Below are 18,414 nucleotides of genomic sequence, written 5' to 3'. Positions count from 1 at the left end.
CTGTGGGAGCTGGCTTGCCTGCGATAGCATCAACTCTGTGTGCCTGATACACCAAGGTGTCTGCATCGCAGGCAAGCCAGCTCCCACAATTAGACCGAAGTGTCTCAGGACAATGGTGATCGAGCAGGTGGCCGCCTTAGCGAGCAAGCCCCACAGGTTGCTCTCCACTTGCCTGGACCTAGCTCACCAAACTGCGCAACGCACTGATCTGCGGGATCTCCACCCGGCGCATATACACGCGCAACGGCTCGGTGATGTTGATACGGTCATCGATATTCTGGTCCAGCAGCAACTGCAGGCGTTCGCGCGACAGGGTCATAGTGTGGTCGGCGGCCGGCAGCCAGACAAATTCGGCAGTGGGGATGATGCCGTCATCGGCCACGTCCATGCCGAAGGCGTCTTCGCTGAAACGCACGATGTAGTAGCCGGTTTTGCGGTTAAGGCCGACAAAACCCTGGAGTTGGTCGGCGGCCTGGCAGATAAGCTCGGAAGTGATGCGCATGGTAAACCTCACTGAAAAGTCCCACAGGGACTGGAAAGATGGTTTACACGCGTGGCAGAAATTACTGCCCTCTAACGGGGCAGCTTTGGCCAAGAATACTGCAACGCAGCACAAAAAAACCCACAAAAATGCCTCGTGAGTACCTTAATGTCGGTTTGGTGATAGCGCCTTTCGCAATCAATTGTTAAAAAGGACGCCTTCTCAAAGTTACCTCCACGAAAGGACTTCGCATATGCCTGTCACGTTTACCAAGAGCGCCCTGCTGCTCGCTCTGATGCTCGGCCTTGGTCAGGCACAGGCTGCCGACCCGATCAGCCCGGCTGAATTGGCGACAAACGAAGGCATTCCGTACCCGTCTGTCATTGCTCACCGTGGCGCATCCTACGACGCCCCCGAATCCACCGCGGCGTCCTACAAGCTCGCCCGCGACCTGGGTGCCGACTACCTGGAAATGGACCTGCAGCGCAGTAAAGACGGCGTACTGTTCGCCCTGCACGACAACAACCTGCAACGCACCACCGACGTGGCCACCAAGTTCCCCGAGCGCAAAGACGCTCCGGCCAACGAGTTCACCTGGGCCGAACTGCGCACCCTGGACGCCGGCAGCTGGTTCAACGCCGCTTACCCGGACCGTGCCCGCCCGGCGTTTGTTGGCCTGAAAATCCAGAGCCTGGACGAGATCATCAAGATCGCCGAAGGCAACCCGCAGCACAAACCAGGCCTGTACATCGAGACCAAGGAGCCCAAGCAGTTCCCGGGCATCGAAGCCGACCTGAAAAACAAGCTGCTGGATAAAGGCTGGTTGAGCTCCGCCGGTTCCAAGCTGGGCAAGAGCAACACCGGCGTGGGCCAGGGCAAAGGCCGCGTGGTGCTGCAGACGTTTGAAAAAGACAGCTTGAAAGAGCTGCAGAAAGAAATGCCCAACACCCCGAAAATCCTGCTGTTGTGGGTTGGCCCAGGCAGCATCGAGCCTAAATCGGCACAAACCTTCGCTGAGTCCGGCGAAACCACCAAGGCCGCCTACTACGCCAAGCAAGAGCCAAAAGACGCCGCCGAGTTCGAAAAGTGGGTGGACGAAGCCAAGAGCCTCGGCGCCATCGGCACCGGCCCTTCGGCTGAGCTGACCAACCACGGCGACCAGAGCTACACCGACCTGGTGAAGCCTGAGATGAACAAGCTGACCCACGACAAAGGCCTGCTGGTGCACGTCTACACCGTCGATGAGCCCGTGGACTTCGAAAAAGTCATGAAAGCCGGCGTGGACGGCATCTTCACCAACCGCGCCGCCGAACTGCTGAAGTTCTACAAGCGCTGGCCTTCGTCGAGCGTGCAGGACCTGCTCAAGGACAACGGCTACTGAGTGAAACCCGAATGGTCAGGTCGCCTGTGGTTGGGGCATGACTACGGCCTGATCTTCGGCGAGCTGGGGCGTACCGCGCCCCATGCGCACTACGCCCATCAGTTGATGCTCTGCCCCGGCAAACCGGTCACGGTCAGCCTCGATGGCCGTGTCACCACGGCCCATCGCCTGTTTATCCCCTCGCAACACCCCCACGCCCTGCTCGCCAGCGACGGTGACGTACTGGTGCTGTATGCCGAACCTGCCACCTTTGCGAACCAGACCCTGGAGCATCTGTTGCTCGATGCGCAGCCATGCCTTGAGACACTGCAACTGCAACTGAGCCAGTTACCCCGGCGCGCCCGCGTCGACCCGCGCCTGGAACGGGCACTGTCGGCCCTGGATCAGCAGCTTGCCGGCAAGGTTTCAGCCCAGGCACTGGCCCACGCCGCACACCTGTCATTAAGCCAATTGGAACGCCTGTTCACCCATCAACTGGGCGTGCCCGTGCGCCGCCTGGTGGTATGGCGGCGCTTGCGTGTGGCGCTGCAAGTGGCCCTTGGCGGCAACACGTTGACCGAGGCCGCCCACGCTGCGGGGTTTGCCGACTCGGCGCATTTTTCGCGCACCATGAAGCAGTTGTTTGGCGTGACGGCCGGCGCGTCATTGCGTCAGTTGGACGTGCGGCTGCTAACGTAGCGCGTCCGGCAAAGGCGGTTCTTTGCTCAAGCGCGCCGGCATGAACGGGTCACGTATCTGCGCCGCATAGGCCACCGGGAAATTCGGCCGGCTGCCAATGCCCAGGTCGCCAGGGCCCATCTGATAGTGCTCGCGATAAAACGCCGTGCCCAACAGCCAGTCCCACAGGTTGAAGAACAAACCGAAATTCACATCCCCGGCGCGCCCGTACTTCATGTGATGAAAACGATGCACCGGCGCCCAGGCAAATACCCAACGCAATGGCCCTAAACGCATGTCGACGTTGGAATGTTGCAACAACAGCTGGATCGCAATTGCCAGGGCCAGCAACTGCGCAACCTCCACAGGAATCCCCAGCAGCACCAGCGGCAACAGGCCCGCCGTCGCCTCCAGCATCTGATGCAAAGGGTGTTTCATCAGCCCATTGAACCCATACAGTCGCTGCACGCTGTGGTGTACCGCATGCAGGCGCCAGAGCGGCGCAATACGGTGGCTGGCGTAGTGCATCAGGGTAATGCCGGCATCGGCCAACACAATCGACAACAGCAGTTGTGCCCACACCGGCCAGCCACGCGGCCAAATGCCTTCGAACGCCAGCAGGGCCGTGAGCCCCGGTAGAATCAACAGGCCCAGGGCATTCAGGCTCTCGTTGACCAACGCGTGGAGCGTATCGCGGCGCCGGTCCCCGAGGCTGCGATTCCATTGCGGCTCATAGGGCAGCCATTGCTCCATCACAAATGACACGGCGACGGCTGTCGCAAACACCACGACCAGCCAACCGGGCTTCCAAAGCCCCCAAGCTAAAAAACCCACCAGGAATACAGGCGCGTACAGCCAAGCCACTAAACGTTTCATCCGAGTCTCCCTTCCAGTGAGCCCCCAGCATGCAACCCTCCACACGCAGCGAATTGAACAAACGGCGCAACCGTTTGAATTAATTAAGGGTGAATTAAGTTGCGCTGGATAACCTGAGGCCACTTAAACAGCTCACCGAAGAAGGACACACACCATGAAAACCCTGACCGCCCTGTTCGCCGCTACCGCCTTGACCCTGACTGCCGGGTTGGCCCAGGCGGATGTTCGCCCGGACCACATTGAAGGTTTGCTCAAGTCCGGCGCCGTGATGCCGTTCGAAAAACTCAACGCCGCCGCCGTGGCCAAACACGCCGGTGCCAGCATCACTGACACCGAGCTGGACCACAAAAACGGTGTATTGGTATACGAAGTTGACTTGACCGACACCGCCGGCAAACGGTTTGAAGTGAAGCTCGACGCCAAGACCGGCGCCGTGCTGGAAGACAAACTGGACACCTGAGTCATCGTTTAAAAAAACCGCGCCACGTTTAAAGTGGCGCGGTTTTTTTATGCCTGCTCGCCAGCCATCACGGAGGGTTGATCAAATTACACCGACAAAGCGCAGGCCTGCGCCTGGAAACCCGCTGAGCGAGTTTTCAAACTGTCACAAAATCGTCATCCCGCCTTGCAATGATTCGCCCACGCGAACCTGTGAAACGTCCTACAGGCGCTTTCTCTGCGAGCCTCCATGAACCACAGCATCGACCACAGCCACCAGGATCCCGATCTGTTTGGCTTGCTTTACGGTTTTCGTTTTCGGCCCGGTGAAAAGGGCGAGCAAATTGATTCAGCGACCGCGCTGGCCGCGCTAAAAGCGCCGCAAGACCCGGAAGAATTCCTGTGGCTGCACCTGAACCTGGCCCACGCCGCCTGCGAGCGCTGGATGCAGGCCAACCTGTCATTGCCCGACGAGTTTTTCGAAGCCCTGCACGAAGGCTCGCGCTCCACGCGTATCGAACACGTCGACTCGGCCTTGCTCGCAGTGGTCAACGACGTGGTGTTCAACTTCAGCAGCATGGTTTCGTCGGATATCTCCACGCTGTGGGTCTGCGCCCGCAGCCGTTTGCTGGTGAGTGCACGCCTGCAACCGCTGCACTCGGTGGATAAATTGCGCTCGTCGGTGAAGGCCGGTGAACGCTTTCGTTCGCCCCTGGAACTGCTGGTGCATCTGTTGCGCGACCAGGGTGAGGTGCTCACGCAGATCGTGCGTAAAACCAGTATCAGCGTCGACCATATCGAAGACCAGTTACTGTCCTCGCGCCTGTCCACCAACCGCGCCGAACTGGGTGCCGCACGCCGGGTGCTGGTGCGCCTGCAACGTCTGCTGGCACTGGAGCCGGGCTCGCTCCTGCGCCTGCTCAACCGCCCGCCGCAGTGGCTGCAAAAGGAAGACGTGAAGGAGTTGCGCAAATCCACCGAGGAGTTTGCGCTGATCATCAACGACCTCACGGCCCTGGGCGAACGCATCAAGCTGTTGCAGGAAGAAATCGCCGCCAACCTCAACGAACAAAGCAACCGCACGCTGTTTACCCTCACCGTGGTGACGGTGCTGGCGCTGCCGATCAATATCATCGCCGGTTTTTTTGGCATGAACGTGGGCGGCGTGCCGCTTTCCACCGACCCGGAAGGGTTCTGGATCCTGGTGGCGCTGGTGGCGACGTTTACCTTGATTGCCGGGCGCTGGGCGTTCCGTAAGCGCAAAGACTATTGAATTGCAATACAGTCAAATTGTGGGAGCTGGCTTGCCTGCGATGGCTATCTACCAGCCAACTGTTCATTGCCTGATGCACCGCTATCGCAGGCAAGCCAGCTCCCACATTGATTGCACTCTGACATTAGCTTTGCGGGGGTTTATAGATCAACGGTAGGCTCAATTCCTTAAACACTGACCTACCGCAGCATCTCTGTAACATTCTGCAATGATCATCAAGACCATCCTCCCCACACTGGATGCTCCGGCATGGCCACCCCTTCCCTGACCGCTTCCAACACCGCCACACACGCAGACCCCAAACCCCGGCTGGATACAAAACCCGGCCTGCTCACCGTGATCATTTTCTTCGCCGTGCTCGCCATGGGCTTGTTGTTTACCGCCTACAGCCTGATGCACGACATGACCGAACTGGGCACCGTGGTCACCACCTGGACGCCGTTCCTGCTGCTGGGCGTGGCGCTGTTGATTGCCCTGGGCTTTGAGTTCGTCAATGGTTTCCACGACACCGCCAACGCCGTGGCGACGGTGATCTACACCAACTCGCTGCCGCCGCACTTTGCGGTGGTATGGTCGGGCTTTTTCAACTTCCTCGGCGTGCTGCTGTCCAGCGGCGCGGTGGCGTTCGGCATCATCGCCTTGCTGCCGGTCGAGCTGATTTTGCAGGTCGGTTCCTCGGCCGGCTTCGCCATGATTTTTGCGCTGCTGATCGCGGCGATCCTGTGGAACCTCGGCACTTGGTGGCTGGGCTTGCCAGCCTCGTCATCGCACACCCTGATCGGCTCGATCATCGGCGTCGGCGTCGCCAACGCCCTGATGCACGGGCGTGATGGCACCAGCGGTGTGGATTGGAGCCAAGCCACCAAGATCGGTTATGCCCTGCTGCTGTCGCCGCTGATCGGTTTTGCGTTTGCCGCCCTGCTGTTGCTGGCGCTGCGCGCCTTTGTCAAAAACCGCTCGCTGTACAAGGCCCCCAAGGGCGACACCCCGCCGCCATGGTGGATTCGCGGTGCGTTGATCGCCACCTGCACTGGTGTGTCGTTCGCCCACGGCTCCAACGACGGGCAAAAAGGCATGGGCCTGATCATGCTGATCCTGGTGGGGACGCTGCCGATGGCGTACGCGCTGAACCGCACCATGCCGGCCGAGCAGTCCTTGCAGTTTGCTGCGGTGGCTGAAGTGACCCAAGTGGCACTGGTGAAAAGCGCACCGCAAGTATTGCCAGGCGACCCACGGCCGATTCTCTCGACCTATGTGCGCACCAAGGAAGCCACCCCGGAACTGGTGCCGGCCCTCGCCGCCCTCGCCGGCCAGATTGGTGACGAAGTAAAAGGCTACGGTTCCCTGGCCAAAGTCCCCGCTGAAGCCGTCGGCAACGTGCGCAACGACATGTACCTGACCAGTGAAACCATTCGCTTGATGGACAAGGGCAAGGTCGGCAACTTCGACGCCGACACCCAAGGCAAGCTGAAACTGTTCAAAGACCAGATCGACGCGTCCACACGCTTTATCCCGCTGTGGGTGAAGATCGCCGTGGCCATCGCGCTCGGGCTGGGCACCATGGTCGGCTGGAAACGCATCGTGGTCACGGTGGGCGAAAAAATCGGCAAGACGCACCTGACTTACGCCCAAGGCGCCTCGGCCGAGACGGTGGCCATGCTGACCATCGGTGCGGCGGATATGTTCGGGCTACCGGTGTCGACGACCCATGTGTTGTCGTCGGGTGTGGCAGGCACCATGGTGGCCAATGGCGGTGGCTTGCAGATGAAGACCATCCGCAATCTGCTGATGGCCTGGGTGCTGACCTTGCCGGCGGCGATTTTGCTGTCGGGCAGCCTGTACTGGCTGTTCACCAAACTGTTCTGACCTCGGTGGGAGCTGGCTTGCCTGCGATGGCATCACCTCGGTTCAACTGACAGACCGAGGCGCTTGCATCGCAGGCAAGCCAGCTCCCACACAAACCTGTTCCCACATGGGTTTTAGGGTGTGTCAGTGATTGAACAATCCAGCCATGGCCTTCAAGCGCTTTTTGTAGATTCGCCGCGCCTCCAGTGCTTCCTCCAGTGTCACCGCCACAAACCCCGCCCGCTGGTTCGGCTGCATCTGCCCGATCAAGTCCAGGTCGGCACTGATCACTGTGCCGATCATCGCGTAGCCGCCACCCGACACCGCATCGCGGTGCAGCACAATCGGCTCCAACCCCGCCGGCACCTGGATCGAACCGATCGGGTAGCAACTGTCGACGATATTCGAGGGGTCCGAGCCAGCACCAAACGGTTGTTCGCGTGGTTGAAAACTCAAGGCGCTGCCGCCCTTGAAGCGATAGCCGATGCGATCCGCCTCGGAGCCCACCGTCCACGGCTCAGCAAAAAAACTGCTTTTTGCCGCATCCGTCAGGCGCTCGTAATACAGCCCTGGCACCACGCGCAGGGTCACGTCGCCACCGACCGAACGGCGCAAGGCCATCGGTAAGCTATTGCCCGCGCGGCCTGTTCCACTGGCCTCGCCGATCGGCAGCTCATCGCCTTCCTGCAAGCGCCGCCCTTCAAACCCACCGAGCGCACCAAGGGTGTACGTCGAGCGGCTGCCGAGCACCCGCGGCACGTTGATGCCACCGGCCACCGCCAGGTACGTGCGCGCGCCGGCCTTGGGAAACTCAAAGCGCAGCACTTGCCCGGCGCGGACCTGAAAGGCGGTGTCCTGATGCACCACTTCACCATCCAGACGCGGCGACATCAGCGCACCACTGAGCGCCACCAATGCGTCCTGGCGAAACTCCAGTTCAGGGCCGATCAGTGTGCACTCCAGGCCCGCCGCACCGGCTGGGTTGCCGACCAAGTGGTTGGCCGCACTCAATGCGTACTGGTCCAGGGCGCCCGAAGGCGGAATGCCCAAGTGGTAATAACCTTCACGACCCAGGTCTTGCACAGAAGTGGCGAGGCCGGGTTTGAGGACCTTGATCATGCCAGCGCCTCCTGCAGGGTTTTCGGGTAGCCGATGGGGTCGGCGAGAAACGCATCCAGGGAAAATTCCACCGGGCGGATACGCAAATCAAAACGCCCTGCCTCCACTTCGGCCACCGCCAAATCGTAGGCGTCGCGGTCCATCGGTTTGAACTGCACGATGTCACCCGGGCGGAAAAACACCATGTGTTCCTTGAGGTACGCCAACTGCTGCGCCGGGTCGTAGATCGGCGCCGGGGTTACGCCAAACATCTGGTAACCACCCGCGCCGCGCACTGAGTAAATGCAACCGAAACAGCCGCCATGGCCGAGGGTCAGTTTGGGCGTGTCGGTGCGCGGGCGCAGGTACTTGGGCACCTGCAATTGCCGCTCGCGCTCGACCATCTGGAACATGAACGGCAAGCCCGCAACAAACCCGACCATCGACACAAACCACGGCGCGCCACTGTGGGCGGCGATAAACGCGTCCACATCGGCCAGGCCGTTGATGCGTGCGGCGTATTCCAGATCGGTGCCGCTGGGGTCTTGGTGGCGGTCGCGAAAGCGCATCAGGGTTTCGTGGGTCCAGGGGTCGTTGTAGAGCACCGGGATTTCGATGATGCGCGTGTGCAAGGTGCGTTCGGCCACCGCCTGGGCTTCGGCACTTTGCACCGCGTCGAGCAGCACATGCGGCGCGATACGGTCGGGGTCGAAGCGAATCTGGAACGATGCATTGGCCAGGCACACATCCAGCACGCCCTCCAACGCCAGGCGCTCCACGGCGCGGGTCACGGCCATGCCTGTGAAAAAGGCTTCCAGGGACATGCTGTCGCTGACCTCGGCAAACAGGTGTTCATCACCGCCGAAGCTGTAGCGGATGGGGGTGGTTTCAGCCATGTCTGTTCCTCTTGGAATCATTGTAGAAAGGCAGGCAAAAAGTGCTGTTGCGATATTTTTATTGGGGTGCTTATTGAGGTGATCTGACTTCAATCCCAGCCTGGTCCAGGGCTTCGCGGGTGGCTTCCACCAGTTCCAGCGCGCCAGGCGTGTCGCTGTGCAGGCAGATGGAGTCGAATTCGATCAACAGGTCTTCGCCTTCTACGGTTCGCACCCGGCCAGTCTGACAAGCACGCAGGACGCGCGCCGCAACGGTTGCAGGGTCCAGTGCACGCACATTGCGGGTAAACACAATGGACCCGCTCAGGTCGTACTCACGGTCGGCGTAAAACTCGCGCACCACCGGTTGCCCCAGTTCCTTGGCCACGCGCCAGATCACCGAGTTGGGCATGCAATACAGCAACAGCGTCGGCTCGATGATTTGCAGGTTCTGCACCAGCAGCCGAGCGGCTTCTTCGTCGCGGGCCAGGTGCATATAAAGCGCGCCGTGGGGCTTGATATGTTGCAATGTCAAACCTTGGGCACGCGCGATTTCGCGCAGCGCGCCGAGTTGGTAGAGGATGTCATCCACCAGTTCCTGGGCCGGTGCGTTGATGTGCCGACGGCCGAACCCCACCAAGTCACGAAAGCCCGGATGCGCGCCGATGCCCACACCCAGTTGCTTGGCGCGTTCGACGGTGCGGCGCATGGTGCCGGGTTCGCCGGCGTGGAAGCCGGTGGCGATATTGGCCGAGCTGATGTAGGCCATCAGGTCAAAGTCGACGCCATCGCCGATGGTCCAGGGGCCGAAGCCTTCGCCCATGTCCGAATTGAAATCCACTGCCTGCATCGAGGTCGCTCCGCCAAAAGAAGATGACTGAAAGTAGGCTGGGGCTTGACCCCTTGGGAAGATCTATTATCAGATGACCCATCTTCTGAAAATCAGATACCCAAAGATCGTTCCCACGCTCCGCGTGGGAATGCAGCCCAGGACGCTCCGCGTCCCAAAGCGTGACGCAGAGCGTCACAAGAGGCGTTACCACGCAGAGCGTGGGAACGATCGGAGACCCAAAAATCGTTCCCCAAACATCGTTCCCACGCTCTGCGTGGGAATGCAGCCCAGGACGCTCCGCGTCCCAAAGCGTGACGCAGAGCGTCACAAGAGGCGTTACCACGCAGAGCGTGGGAACGATCGGAGGCCCAAAAATCGTTCCCCAAACATCGTTCCCACGCTCCGCGTGGGAATGCAGCCCAGGACGCTCCGCGTCCCAAAGCGTGACGCAGAGCGTCACAAGAGGCGTTACCACGCAGAGCGTGGGAACGATCGGAGAAAGCCATGTCCCTGACCTTGCGCCAAGTGCGCTACTTCGTCGCCACCGCCGAAATCGGCCAGATTTCCCAGGCCGCCATTCACCTGAACATCTCCCAGTCGGCGGTGACCACCGCGATCAAGGAACTGGAGGCGATGCTCGGCGTGCAGTTGTTCGTGCGCTCGGCCCAGGGCATGAACCTCACCGACGCCGGGCGGCATTTTCTCAACCGCGCCTATGTGATCGTGCGCAGCGTGGACGACGCCCTCAACAGCCCACTGCCCGACTACCGCGCCAGCGGCGTATTGCGGGTAGCGGCCAGCTACACAGTGTTGGGTTACTTCCTGCCGCATCACTTGCAACGCATGCAACACTGGCACCCGGACGTGACCATCGACGTCTTCGAGCAGGAGCGCCAGGCCATTGAACACGGCCTGCTCGACGGCCAGTTCGACATGGCCGTGGTGCTCACCGCCAACCTGACTCACGCGGATATCGTCTCGGAAATCCTGTTCAACTCCGAACGCCGCCTGTGGCTGCCCAGCCATCACCCGCTGTGCGAGCGCGGTGCCGTGAGCCTGGCGGATGTGGCGCAAGAGCCTTACATCCTGCTGACCGTCGACGAAGCCGAGCACAGTGCCATGCGCTACTGGGAACAGGCCGGGCAAACGCCCAACGTGCGGCTGCGCACCAGTTCGGTGGAGGCGGTGCGCAGCATGGTCGCCAATGGCAGCGGCGTGGCGATCCTGTCAGACCTGGTGCACCGGCCGTGGTCGCTGGAAGGCAAGCGCATCGAAACCCTGACCGTCACCGACCCGGTCACGCCCATGAGCGTCGGCCTGGCCTGGCACCGCGAGCGCGCGTTTACCCCGGCGATGCAAGCGTTCCGCGATTACTTCCACGACGCCTTCCTGGCACCGCAACAGTTGTCGGCGCGGCGTTAAATACGCGCCTGCAAGGTAGCCGCCAGCCACTCCATGAACACCCGCACCCGCAACGGCAAATGCCGCTGGCCGGCGTAGAGCATGGAGACGTCCAGCGGCGGTGCGAGGTAGTCCGGCAACACCGAAACCAACTCGCCACTGGCCAATAAATCGCGAATGCCGAGCAGCGGCACCTGGATAATCCCCAAGCCGCCAAGACACGCCGCCTGGTAGGCATCGGTGCTGCTGACGGTCACGCGCCCGGCCATGGCCACGCGCTGCACCTTGTTACCCAGCAGGTATTCAAACCCGGCCGAGCGCGCACCGAGCGGGCGCACGTAATGCACCAGTTGATGCTGCGCCAGATCGGCAATGGTTTCGGGCACGCCATAACGTTGCAGGTAGGCGGGGCTTACGCAGTTGACCATCGGCATGCTGCACACCTTGCGCGCAACCACGCTTTGATCGGGCTGCGCGCCCACGCGCACCACGCAATCAAAGCCTTCAGCAATCACGTCGACCTGGCGATCCGAACTGCTGATTTCCATCTCCACCAACGGGTGGCGCGCCATGAACGACGGCAGCTGCGGCATCACCAGGCCGCGCGCCATGGCGTTGGGCATATCCACCCGAATGCGCCCGGCCAATTGCGCTTCGTCCTGGCGAAACAGGCCTTCGAGCTCTTCCATGTGCGCGAGCAAATCCTTGCTGCGCTCATACAACACGCGGCCGTCCTGGGTGGCTTGCACAGTGCGCGTGGTGCGCTGCAACAGACGCGCACCCAGCAATGCTTCCAGCGCCTGCACATGCTCGGACACAGTGGAGCGTGGCAGGCCCAGGCTCTCGCCGGCCTGGGTAAAACTCGACAGCTCGGTGACGCGCACGAAGGTGCGCAACAGCTCAAGTTTGTTCATGGGATTGTTCGCCTTATCCGGCCAGTGATTCCGATATCAGCCTGTTTATCACGTTATAGGCGGACAAATACACTCAGTCCCACTGATCACCCATGAGGACTACCGCATGACTCGTAAAATCGCACTCATCACCGGCGCCAGCCGTGGCCTTGGCAAAAGCGCCGCTTTGCACCTTGCCGCACAAGGCGTGGATATCATCGGCACCTACCACAGCGCCGCCACTGAGGCCCAAGCGGTGGTGGCACAGGTTGAAGCACTGGGCGGCCGCGCCGCCATGCTGCAACTGGACGTCAGCCAGAGCGGCAGCTTCGATGCTTTTGTCGGGCAAATCGCTACGGTGCTCAAAGACGTTTTCGCCCAGCAACATTTTAATTTCCTGATCAACAACGCGGGCATCGGCGCTCACGCAAGCTTTGCCGAAACCACCGAAGAGCAGTTCGACAAACTGGTGGCCATTCACTTCAAGGCGCCGTTTTTCCTCACCCAAAAACTGCTGCCGCTGATCAGCGATGGCGGGCGCATCATCAACATCTCCAGCGGCCTGGCGCGGTTCAGCCTGCCGGGCTACGCCGCCTATGCGTCGATGAAAGGCGCCGTGGAAGTGCTGTCGCGTTATCAGGCCAAAGAACTCGGCCCGCGTGGCATCACCGTCAACACCCTGGCACCCGGCGCGATTGCCACCGACTTCAGCGGCGGCGCAGTGCGCGATAACCCACAGGTGAATGCGATGGTGGCCGACAACACCGCCCTGGGCCGTGCCGGTTTGCCGGACGATATTGGCGGTGCAATTTCGAGCCTGCTGGCCGATGGCAGCAACTGGATCACCGGGCAGCGTATCGAAGCGTCGGGCGGCATGTTTCTGTAAGCATTCTGCGCTAGCATCAATGCCTTCAGATCACTGACGGGCAATCACCGATGAGTTTTGATCCAGGCTTGGCCGGCGGCATGGGCGTATTGGCCGCCGTAGTCGACAGCGGCAGCTTTGCCCGCGCCGCCAACAGCCTGGAGATGACGCCTTCGGGGGTCAGCCGGGCGATTTCCCGCCTGGAAAAACGCCTCGGCATTCGCCTGTTCGACCGCACCACCCGCTCGGTGCAATTGACCGACGAAGGGCGACGTTTCTACCAGCAAATCGCCCCGCTGTTGGCCGGGCTGCAAGAGGCCGCCCATTCGGCGGCCGACAGCGCCCTCACCGTGCGCGGGCGTTTGCGGGTGAACATCGACCCGTATTTTTCGCGGCTGGTCCTTGGCCCGGTACTCGGCGACTTCATGCGCCAATACCCGCAACTGCAACTCGACCTGCACACCCGTGACCAACTCGGCGACCTGGTGGCCGACGGCTTTGACTTGGCCATTCGCTTCGGCATCCCACAGTCCTCCTCGCTGATCGCCCGCAAACTGATGGAAGTGCGCGTGCTCACCGTGGCCTCTCCCACTTACCTTGAACAATACGGCCGACCAGCGATCCCGCAAGACCTGGAAACCGGGCACATGTGCCTGGATTTTCGCGACTCGCAAACCGGTCGCCCGTTTGCCTGGGAATTCCACCGGCCCGGCGAGCAAGTGATTGTGCGCACCAGCGGCCGCTTGGTGGTCAACGACGCCAGCACCTTATACAGCGTGTGTGAACACGGGCATGCCGTGGCGCAGATGCTCGACCTCGGCCTGGACTCGGCGATCCAGGCCGGCAGCCTGGTGGAGCTGTTCCCCGACTGGCCGGACGAGCGTTTCCCGTTGTACGCCTATTACCCGTCGCGGCACTTGCCCGCCGCCAAGGTGCGGGCATTTCTGGAGTTTGTCGCTTCGCTCAAGCTTGGCTAGGTACACGGGACTGTACGATTTTTTCCCGCAGCACGTCATAACCCCAGTGGTACACGTAGGTGTACGGCAGGAAGAACAACAGCACGCCGATGTCGAGGATGAAGGCTTCCAGCAGGCTGATCTTCATCAACGCGGCAATCAATGGCACCGCCAGGATGATCAGGCCGCCTTCGAACAACAGCGCATGCACCACGCGGGTCCAGCCGCCGCTGGTCAGTTGCAGGCGGGCTTTGAGACGGTCGAACAGGCTGTTGAAAATGACGTTCCAGCTCAGTGCCAACAGGCTGATGCCCAGGGTCACCGCGCCCATTTCCAGGGCCGGCCGGCCGGTGATCCAGACCAGCAGCGGCGTACAGATCAATAAGGCCAGCCCTTCAAAACCAATGGCCTGGCAAACACGTTCAGTAATCGACTTGGTAGGGTTCATGACCCGGCTCCTTGAGTGACGATGGTTGCCATGATTACCCTTTGACTCGATACTTCATAACTAATAACCATCGATAAAGGCGATAGTCATGGCCTCCAATGAAGTGCTGCAGGCGTTTGTGCAGGCGGCTACCCAAGGCTCGTTTTCGGCGGCGGCGCGCAAGCTGGGTAAAAGCCAGTCCACCGTCAGCGCGGCGGTGGCGAGCCTGGAGATTGATCTGGATGTGGTGCTGTTTGATCGCAGCAGCCGCAAGCCGACGCTTACGCCAGCCGGCCATGTGTTATTGCAACGCGCCGAGCAGGTGCTGGAGGCCAGCAGCCGCCTGGAGTTGGCAGCGAGCCAGTTGTCACAGGGTTTGGAACCCAAGCTGACCATCGCCATGTCCGATACTTACCAGTCCGACCGCTTTGAAATCGCCCTCAAGGCCTTTGAACAGCGCCACCCGGACCTTGAGCTGGAATGCCTGATCGCCGAATGCGAAGACCTGATCGCACTGGTGCAAAGCGGCCGGGCGCAGATTGCGTTTATCGAAAAACAAGACACTTACCCGCCCGACCTGACCGGCGCGCCGGTCGAAGAACGTACCGAAATTGCCCTGTTCGCGGCGCCCACGCACCCGCTGGCCAAGCTGAAGAACATCCCGGCGCAGACCTTGCAGCAACACCGCGAATTGCGCCTGGCCAGCATCATCAACCCGACTGAAACCCGCCCCAGCGGGCGGGTTTGGTCAGCGCCCAGTTACTTGATGTTGATGGAGATGGCACAGCTGGGGTTTGGCTGGGCACCGATTCCGCGTTGGTTGGTGGAGCGTTTTGGTGGCGACCACTTGGTCGAACTCAAGGCGCGCAGTTGGCCGCGCTCGGTGGCGGTGGATGCGCTCTGGTCAAGGCACCACCCACCGGGGCCGGCGGGGAGTTGGTTGCTGGGCAAGATGCTGGAGTGATCCTGGCCAGACACTGAGCTCCCACAGTTTTGATTTTCATTGTAAGGGAAGTTTGAGTTCGGCGAGGCGGCGTTCGAGGAAGCGTTTTTCTGGGGTTTGCTGGGTGAGTGAGAGCGCTTTTTCATAGGCTTCCCGAGCCTCTTCCACCCGCTCCAACTGCCGACAAAACTCCCCGCGCGCCGAATGCGCCAAGTGATAATCGCGCAACTCCCCACGCTGCAAAATGCCCTCCACCAACTGCAACCCCGCCAATGGCCCCTGCCCCATCGCCACCGCCACAGCGCGGTTCAGCTCGATCACCGGCGACGGCACTTCGCGCAACAACACATCGTAAAGCCCGACAATCTGCAGCCAGTCCGTGTCCTCTGCCTGGGGCGCTTCGGCATGCACCGCCGCGATCGCCGCCTGCAGGCAATACGGGCCAAAACGTCGTGTGTTCAACGCCTGCTCCACCAGTGCGCAGCCTTCAGCAATCAAGGAGGCGTCCCACACTGCGCGGTTCTGTTCATGCAATAACACCAACTCACCGTCGGCCGAGGTGCGCGTTGCTCGGCGCGATTCATGCAGCAGCATCAGCGCCAGCAAGCCCATGACCTCCGGCTCTGGCAGCAACTCCAGCAGCAAACGCCCCAAACGAATGGCTTCGCGGGTCAGGTCTTCGCGGGTGAGGTCGGCGCCCATGGACGCCGAATAGCCTTCGTTGAACACCAGGTAAACCACGCGCAGCACGCTGTCCAGACGCTCGGGCAACGCGTCCAGGGTAGGCACCTGGTAGGGGATTTTTGCTTCGCGGATCTTGCCCTTGGCGCGCACGATGCGCTGGGCGATGGTGGTGGGCGTGGCCAGAAAGGCGCGGGCGATTTCTTCGGTGGTGAGGTCGCAGATCTCACGCAAGGTCAACGCCGCCTGGGCGTCGGGTGCCAACGCCGGGTGGCAGCAGGTGAAGATCAGGCGCAGGCGGTCGTCTTCCACGTCTTCCTCACTCCAGTCAGCCGCTTCCAGCGCGTCGGCCTGCTCCTGCAGTAACGGGGTAAAACGTGCCTGTCGGCGTAGGCGGTCGATGGCTTTGAAGCGGCCGGTGGAGACCAGCCAGGCCCGTGGGTTATCCGGAACGCCGTCTTGCGGCCAGCGCTGCAGCGCAATAAAAAACGCCTCGTGCAGCGCCTCTTCAGCCATGTCGAAATCACCCAGCAGGCGAATCAGCGTCGCCAGTACGCGGCGTGATTCGCTGCGGTAAATCGCCTCGACCTGCGGGGTCAATCGGGCATGCCCTGGGTCACCAAAGCCACCAGGCGGTCGAGGCTCTGGCCCCAGCCGTCATGGAAACCCATGGCTTCGTGGGCCTGCTTGTCAGCTTCGCTCCAATGCATGGCGCGGGCGGTGTACTGGGTCTTGCCGTCGACGGCTTCGAAGGTCACTTCGGCGGTCATGAACGGCTTGCCCGACGGTACCCAGCCCGGCGCAAAGGCATCGGTAAACACCAGCCGGTTCGGCGCCTTGATTTCCAGGAATACGCCGGAGGTCGGGTATTCGGCGCCATCCGGCGCGCGCATCAAGGTACGAAACAGACCACCGACCCACAGGTTCATTTCGCACTCCGGCGTGGTCATGCCGTGTGGCCCCCACCATTGCTGTAACAGCTCGGGCGTGGTCCAGGCGCGAAACACCTTGCTTGGCGGTGCGTCGATCAAACGGCTGATGGACAGTTCAAATTCAGCGGGTTGGGTATTCATGGGTAAACCTCCTTAAAATCTTGTGGTTGTTGTGTTCAGAGATTCAATTCACGCACGGGGCGCACTTCCACACTGCCGACCCGGGCTGCCGGTATGCCGCCCGCCACCTGGATCGCTTCGTTCAGGTCTTTGGCCTCGATCAGGTAAAACCCGGCGAGCTGTTCCTTGGTTTCGGCAAACGGCCCGTCGGTGATCGACAGCTTGCCATTGCGCATGCGCACGGTGGTGGCGGTGCTCACCGACTCCAACGGCTCGGCGGCGAGCATTCGGCCGCTGGCCTGGATGGCCTCGGCGTAGGCAAAACACTCCGGGTCCGCCGGGCTGTCGGGCGAGGTGTGCAACACCTCTTCGTTGCTGTAGATCAGGCAGAGGTATTTCATGGCGGTCTCCGTTTTCGGACTACTGACTATAGTTCGTGGCGGTCAAGGTTTCAGGTCGAACAATGCCGTGCCGCTTTCCATGTCGAAGGGCGCCGACCAGTGCTCATGCACCACCTTCCACTGCCCGTTGATGCGCTGGTAGCCGGCAGTCACGCGCATCCAGCACGCCTTCACCACGCCATCCGGCCCGGCGCCGCCGCAGTGGGCCAGCCAGTGGGCAAACGCGCTGTCGGGCGCCTCAACGATATGCAGCTCATGAAATTCGAAAATGCCCGGGCCAGGGCAATGCTTCATGCATTCGTCCCAATGGGCGCGGTAGGCGGCCTTGCCCTTGAATTGCAGCGCAGTGACGGCGTCGAACGAGACGATATCGTCGGCGTAATAGCTGACAATTTTGTCGATATCACGATCAAGTACGGCTTGTTTCCATTGCTCGATCAGGGTGTTGATTGCAGTGCTCATGGCGATACTCCTGGGGGTTGGAAAATCACAAAGGACACTCCTGGTCGAATGGCCTTGAATGAAATCGACACGCCACTGAAAAATAATTTCGCGTGCATCAAACCCGCTAGAATCCACGCCTCTTTGTAGGATTTCGGATGCGCCCCCGATGGAAACCCGCCTCGTCGCTTATGAGACGCTGAGCCTTGTGCAAAAACAGCACCTCGACACCCTGCAAGTGCACCCCGAGCAACTGGCGTATTCCGGCGATATCTACTGCGCGCTCAACAGCCTGCTGGTCAACCCCAAGCCCGGCGCAATCAAAGGCTTTGCACTACTGGCCGACGAAATGCCCGTGGCCTTCCTGCTGCTCAAACGCCCACCCTGCCTGCCCCATTGGGCCGATGAACACAGCGCCACGCTGCACGCGTTACAGGTGGACCGGCACCAGCAAGGGCGCGGGTTTGGCAAAGCGTGTTTGCAGGCATTGCCGGCGGCGGCCCTGCAGGCGTGGCCGCAGATCAGGGCGCTGGAGTTGTCGGTGGACACGGACAATGTGGCGGCGATGGGGTTGTATCTGGCGGCTGGGTGGGTGGAC

The 18,414-nt window shown here is 61.2% G+C and carries 21 protein-coding genes; 10 read left to right on the top strand and 11 right to left on the bottom strand.

Annotated features, from left to right (window positions below):
- Positions 1–178: 178 nt before the first annotated feature.
- Complete coding sequence (locus GIW28_RS13900) at positions 179–502, bottom strand: DUF2025 family protein (protein ID WP_017137878.1); 324 nt, start codon at positions 500–502, stop codon at positions 179–181.
- Positions 503–734: 232 nt separating this feature from the next.
- Between GIW28_RS13900 and GIW28_RS13895 the strand changes: the two genes are divergently transcribed.
- Positions 735–1,862: a glycerophosphodiester phosphodiesterase gene (locus tag GIW28_RS13895; protein ID WP_236446352.1), complete on the top strand. Its 1,128-nt coding sequence runs from the start codon at positions 735–737 to the stop codon at positions 1,860–1,862.
- On the top strand, positions 1,863–2,540 hold the full coding sequence (locus tag GIW28_RS13890) for a helix-turn-helix domain-containing protein (RefSeq protein ID WP_170039794.1): 678 nt from the start codon (positions 1,863–1,865) through the stop codon (positions 2,538–2,540).
- Here GIW28_RS13890 and GIW28_RS13885 read toward each other — a convergent pair.
- Positions 2,532–3,395 carry a sterol desaturase family protein gene (locus tag GIW28_RS13885; protein ID WP_138453571.1) on the bottom strand — a complete coding sequence of 288 codons (864 nt, stop codon included), beginning with the start codon at positions 3,393–3,395 and terminating at the stop codon, positions 2,532–2,534. The two genes, GIW28_RS13890 and GIW28_RS13885, sit on opposite strands and share 9 nt — an antisense overlap.
- Positions 3,396–3,549: 154 nt before the next feature.
- Between GIW28_RS13885 and GIW28_RS13880 the strand changes: the two genes are divergently transcribed.
- The 3 genes from GIW28_RS13880 to GIW28_RS13870 all read left to right on the top strand — a co-directional run bounded on the left by GIW28_RS13880 (position 3,550) and on the right by GIW28_RS13870 (position 6,972).
- On the top strand, positions 3,550–3,855 hold the full coding sequence (locus GIW28_RS13880; protein WP_017137880.1) for a PepSY domain-containing protein: 306 nt from the start codon (positions 3,550–3,552) through the stop codon (positions 3,853–3,855).
- Between the two features lie 228 nt (positions 3,856–4,083).
- On the top strand, positions 4,084–5,106 hold the full coding sequence (locus GIW28_RS13875) for a transporter (protein ID WP_017137881.1): 1,023 nt from the start codon (positions 4,084–4,086) through the stop codon (positions 5,104–5,106).
- A gap of 249 nt (positions 5,107–5,355) precedes the next feature.
- Entirely contained in the window at positions 5,356–6,972 is a 1,617-nt protein-coding gene (locus GIW28_RS13870; protein ID WP_017137882.1) for an inorganic phosphate transporter, read from the top strand.
- Positions 6,973–7,095: 123 nt separating this feature from the next.
- Here GIW28_RS13870 and GIW28_RS13865 read toward each other — a convergent pair whose 3' ends face one another.
- The 3 genes from GIW28_RS13865 to GIW28_RS13855 all read right to left on the bottom strand — a co-directional run bounded on the left by GIW28_RS13865 (position 7,096) and on the right by GIW28_RS13855 (position 9,774).
- Positions 7,096–8,070 (bottom strand): biotin-dependent carboxyltransferase family protein, encoded by a 975-nt coding sequence (locus GIW28_RS13865; RefSeq protein ID WP_017137883.1) that lies wholly within the window; start codon positions 8,068–8,070, stop codon positions 7,096–7,098.
- A complete protein-coding gene (locus GIW28_RS13860; RefSeq protein WP_017137884.1) occupies positions 8,067–8,945 on the bottom strand; it encodes a 5-oxoprolinase subunit B family protein in 879 nt (292 codons plus the stop codon). The genes GIW28_RS13865 and GIW28_RS13860 overlap by 4 nt, the downstream gene beginning before the upstream one ends.
- Before the next feature lie 70 nt (positions 8,946–9,015).
- Positions 9,016–9,774, bottom strand: coding sequence for a 5-oxoprolinase subunit PxpA (locus tag GIW28_RS13855; RefSeq protein WP_236446350.1), 759 nt, complete (start codon positions 9,772–9,774; stop codon positions 9,016–9,018).
- Positions 9,775–10,260: 486 nt separating this feature from the next.
- Between GIW28_RS13855 and GIW28_RS13850 the strand changes: the two genes are divergently transcribed.
- Complete coding sequence (locus GIW28_RS13850) at positions 10,261–11,178, top strand: LysR family transcriptional regulator (RefSeq protein WP_017137886.1); 918 nt, start codon at positions 10,261–10,263, stop codon at positions 11,176–11,178.
- Here GIW28_RS13850 and GIW28_RS13845 read toward each other — a convergent pair.
- Complete coding sequence (locus tag GIW28_RS13845; protein ID WP_017137887.1) at positions 11,175–12,071, bottom strand: LysR family transcriptional regulator; 897 nt, start codon at positions 12,069–12,071, stop codon at positions 11,175–11,177. The two genes, GIW28_RS13850 and GIW28_RS13845, sit on opposite strands and share 4 nt — an antisense overlap.
- 106 nt (positions 12,072–12,177) lie before the next feature.
- On the opposite strand from GIW28_RS13845, the gene GIW28_RS13840 reads away from it, so the two are divergent.
- Together GIW28_RS13840 and GIW28_RS13835 are read left to right on the top strand one after the other, a co-directional pair.
- Complete coding sequence (locus GIW28_RS13840; RefSeq protein ID WP_170039784.1) at positions 12,178–12,936, top strand: SDR family NAD(P)-dependent oxidoreductase; 759 nt, start codon at positions 12,178–12,180, stop codon at positions 12,934–12,936.
- 50 nt (positions 12,937–12,986) lie between these two features.
- Positions 12,987–13,892 carry a LysR family transcriptional regulator gene (locus tag GIW28_RS13835; RefSeq protein ID WP_236446348.1) on the top strand — a complete coding sequence of 302 codons (906 nt, stop codon included), beginning with the start codon at positions 12,987–12,989 and terminating at the stop codon, positions 13,890–13,892.
- Here GIW28_RS13835 and GIW28_RS13830 read toward each other — a convergent pair.
- Positions 13,879–14,319 carry a multidrug/biocide efflux PACE transporter gene (locus GIW28_RS13830; RefSeq protein WP_017137890.1) on the bottom strand — a complete coding sequence of 147 codons (441 nt, stop codon included), beginning with the start codon at positions 14,317–14,319 and terminating at the stop codon, positions 13,879–13,881. The genes GIW28_RS13835 and GIW28_RS13830 overlap by 14 nt on opposite strands.
- A gap of 88 nt (positions 14,320–14,407) precedes the next feature.
- Here GIW28_RS13830 and GIW28_RS13825 point away from each other — a divergent pair, with 88 nt between their 5' ends.
- Complete coding sequence (locus tag GIW28_RS13825) at positions 14,408–15,262, top strand: LysR family transcriptional regulator (protein ID WP_099550467.1); 855 nt, start codon at positions 14,408–14,410, stop codon at positions 15,260–15,262.
- A 36-nt stretch (positions 15,263–15,298) separates the two neighbouring features.
- On the opposite strand, the gene GIW28_RS13820 is transcribed toward GIW28_RS13825, so the two are convergent.
- Genes GIW28_RS13820 through GIW28_RS13805 form a run of 4 tightly spaced genes read right to left on the bottom strand, consistent with a single transcriptional unit; the run spans position 15,299 to position 17,837 of the window.
- Positions 15,299–16,522, bottom strand: a complete 1,224-nt coding sequence (locus GIW28_RS13820; protein ID WP_236446345.1) for an RNA polymerase sigma factor — start codon at positions 16,520–16,522, stop codon at positions 15,299–15,301.
- Positions 16,519–16,995 carry an SRPBCC family protein gene (locus GIW28_RS13815; protein ID WP_017135435.1) on the bottom strand — a complete coding sequence of 159 codons (477 nt, stop codon included), beginning with the start codon at positions 16,993–16,995 and terminating at the stop codon, positions 16,519–16,521. The genes GIW28_RS13820 and GIW28_RS13815 overlap by 4 nt, the downstream gene beginning before the upstream one ends.
- A 35-nt stretch (positions 16,996–17,030) precedes the next feature.
- Positions 17,031–17,375 carry a YciI family protein gene (locus GIW28_RS13810; protein ID WP_017135434.1) on the bottom strand — a complete coding sequence of 115 codons (345 nt, stop codon included), beginning with the start codon at positions 17,373–17,375 and terminating at the stop codon, positions 17,031–17,033.
- Positions 17,376–17,417: 42 nt separating this feature from the next.
- Positions 17,418–17,837: a YybH family protein gene (locus GIW28_RS13805; RefSeq protein ID WP_169985084.1), complete on the bottom strand. Its 420-nt coding sequence runs from the start codon at positions 17,835–17,837 to the stop codon at positions 17,418–17,420.
- Positions 17,838–17,985: 148 nt separating this feature from the next.
- Between GIW28_RS13805 and GIW28_RS13800 the strand changes: the two genes are divergently transcribed.
- A partial coding sequence (locus GIW28_RS13800; protein ID WP_236490398.1) for a GNAT family N-acetyltransferase occupies positions 17,986–18,414 on the top strand: 429 nt, incomplete at its 3' end.

Source organism: Pseudomonas sp. PA-5-4B, from assembly GCF_021606215.1.
GTDB lineage: Bacteria > Pseudomonadota > Gammaproteobacteria > Pseudomonadales > Pseudomonadaceae > Aquipseudomonas > Aquipseudomonas edaphica.
Note: the sequence above shows the minus strand (reverse complement) of the source record. Positions and strands in the feature narration are given on the sequence as shown.

What these genes read in the sequence shown, in the direction of transcription:
- GIW28_RS13825 (WP_099550467.1), top strand. Translation starts at nt 14,408, where the DNA reads ATGGCCTCCAATGAAGTGCTGCAGGCGTTTGTGCAGGCGGCTACCCAA.
- GIW28_RS13845 (WP_017137887.1), bottom strand. Translation starts at nt 12,071, where the DNA reads ATGAACAAACTTGAGCTGTTGCGCACCTTCGTGCGCGTCACCGAGCTG.
- GIW28_RS13835 (WP_236446348.1), top strand. Translation starts at nt 12,987, where the DNA reads ATGAGTTTTGATCCAGGCTTGGCCGGCGGCATGGGCGTATTGGCCGCC.
- GIW28_RS13895 (WP_236446352.1), top strand. Translation starts at nt 735, where the DNA reads ATGCCTGTCACGTTTACCAAGAGCGCCCTGCTGCTCGCTCTGATGCTC.
- GIW28_RS13855 (WP_236446350.1), bottom strand. Translation starts at nt 9,774, where the DNA reads ATGCAGGCAGTGGATTTCAATTCGGACATGGGCGAAGGCTTCGGCCCC.
- GIW28_RS13870 (WP_017137882.1), top strand. Translation starts at nt 5,356, where the DNA reads ATGGCCACCCCTTCCCTGACCGCTTCCAACACCGCCACACACGCAGAC.
- GIW28_RS13860 (WP_017137884.1), bottom strand. Translation starts at nt 8,945, where the DNA reads ATGGCTGAAACCACCCCCATCCGCTACAGCTTCGGCGGTGATGAACAC.
- GIW28_RS13850 (WP_017137886.1), top strand. Translation starts at nt 10,261, where the DNA reads ATGTCCCTGACCTTGCGCCAAGTGCGCTACTTCGTCGCCACCGCCGAA.
- GIW28_RS13880 (WP_017137880.1), top strand. Translation starts at nt 3,550, where the DNA reads ATGAAAACCCTGACCGCCCTGTTCGCCGCTACCGCCTTGACCCTGACT.
- GIW28_RS13865 (WP_017137883.1), bottom strand. Translation starts at nt 8,070, where the DNA reads ATGATCAAGGTCCTCAAACCCGGCCTCGCCACTTCTGTGCAAGACCTG.
- GIW28_RS13810 (WP_017135434.1), bottom strand. Translation starts at nt 17,375, where the DNA reads ATGAAATACCTCTGCCTGATCTACAGCAACGAAGAGGTGTTGCACACC.
- GIW28_RS13830 (WP_017137890.1), bottom strand. Translation starts at nt 14,319, where the DNA reads ATGAACCCTACCAAGTCGATTACTGAACGTGTTTGCCAGGCCATTGGT.
- GIW28_RS13875 (WP_017137881.1), top strand. Translation starts at nt 4,084, where the DNA reads ATGAACCACAGCATCGACCACAGCCACCAGGATCCCGATCTGTTTGGC.
- GIW28_RS13805 (WP_169985084.1), bottom strand. Translation starts at nt 17,837, where the DNA reads ATGAGCACTGCAATCAACACCCTGATCGAGCAATGGAAACAAGCCGTA.
- GIW28_RS13815 (WP_017135435.1), bottom strand. Translation starts at nt 16,995, where the DNA reads ATGAATACCCAACCCGCTGAATTTGAACTGTCCATCAGCCGTTTGATC.
- GIW28_RS13840 (WP_170039784.1), top strand. Translation starts at nt 12,178, where the DNA reads ATGACTCGTAAAATCGCACTCATCACCGGCGCCAGCCGTGGCCTTGGC.
- GIW28_RS13885 (WP_138453571.1), bottom strand. Translation starts at nt 3,395, where the DNA reads ATGAAACGTTTAGTGGCTTGGCTGTACGCGCCTGTATTCCTGGTGGGT.
- GIW28_RS13900 (WP_017137878.1), bottom strand. Translation starts at nt 502, where the DNA reads ATGCGCATCACTTCCGAGCTTATCTGCCAGGCCGCCGACCAACTCCAG.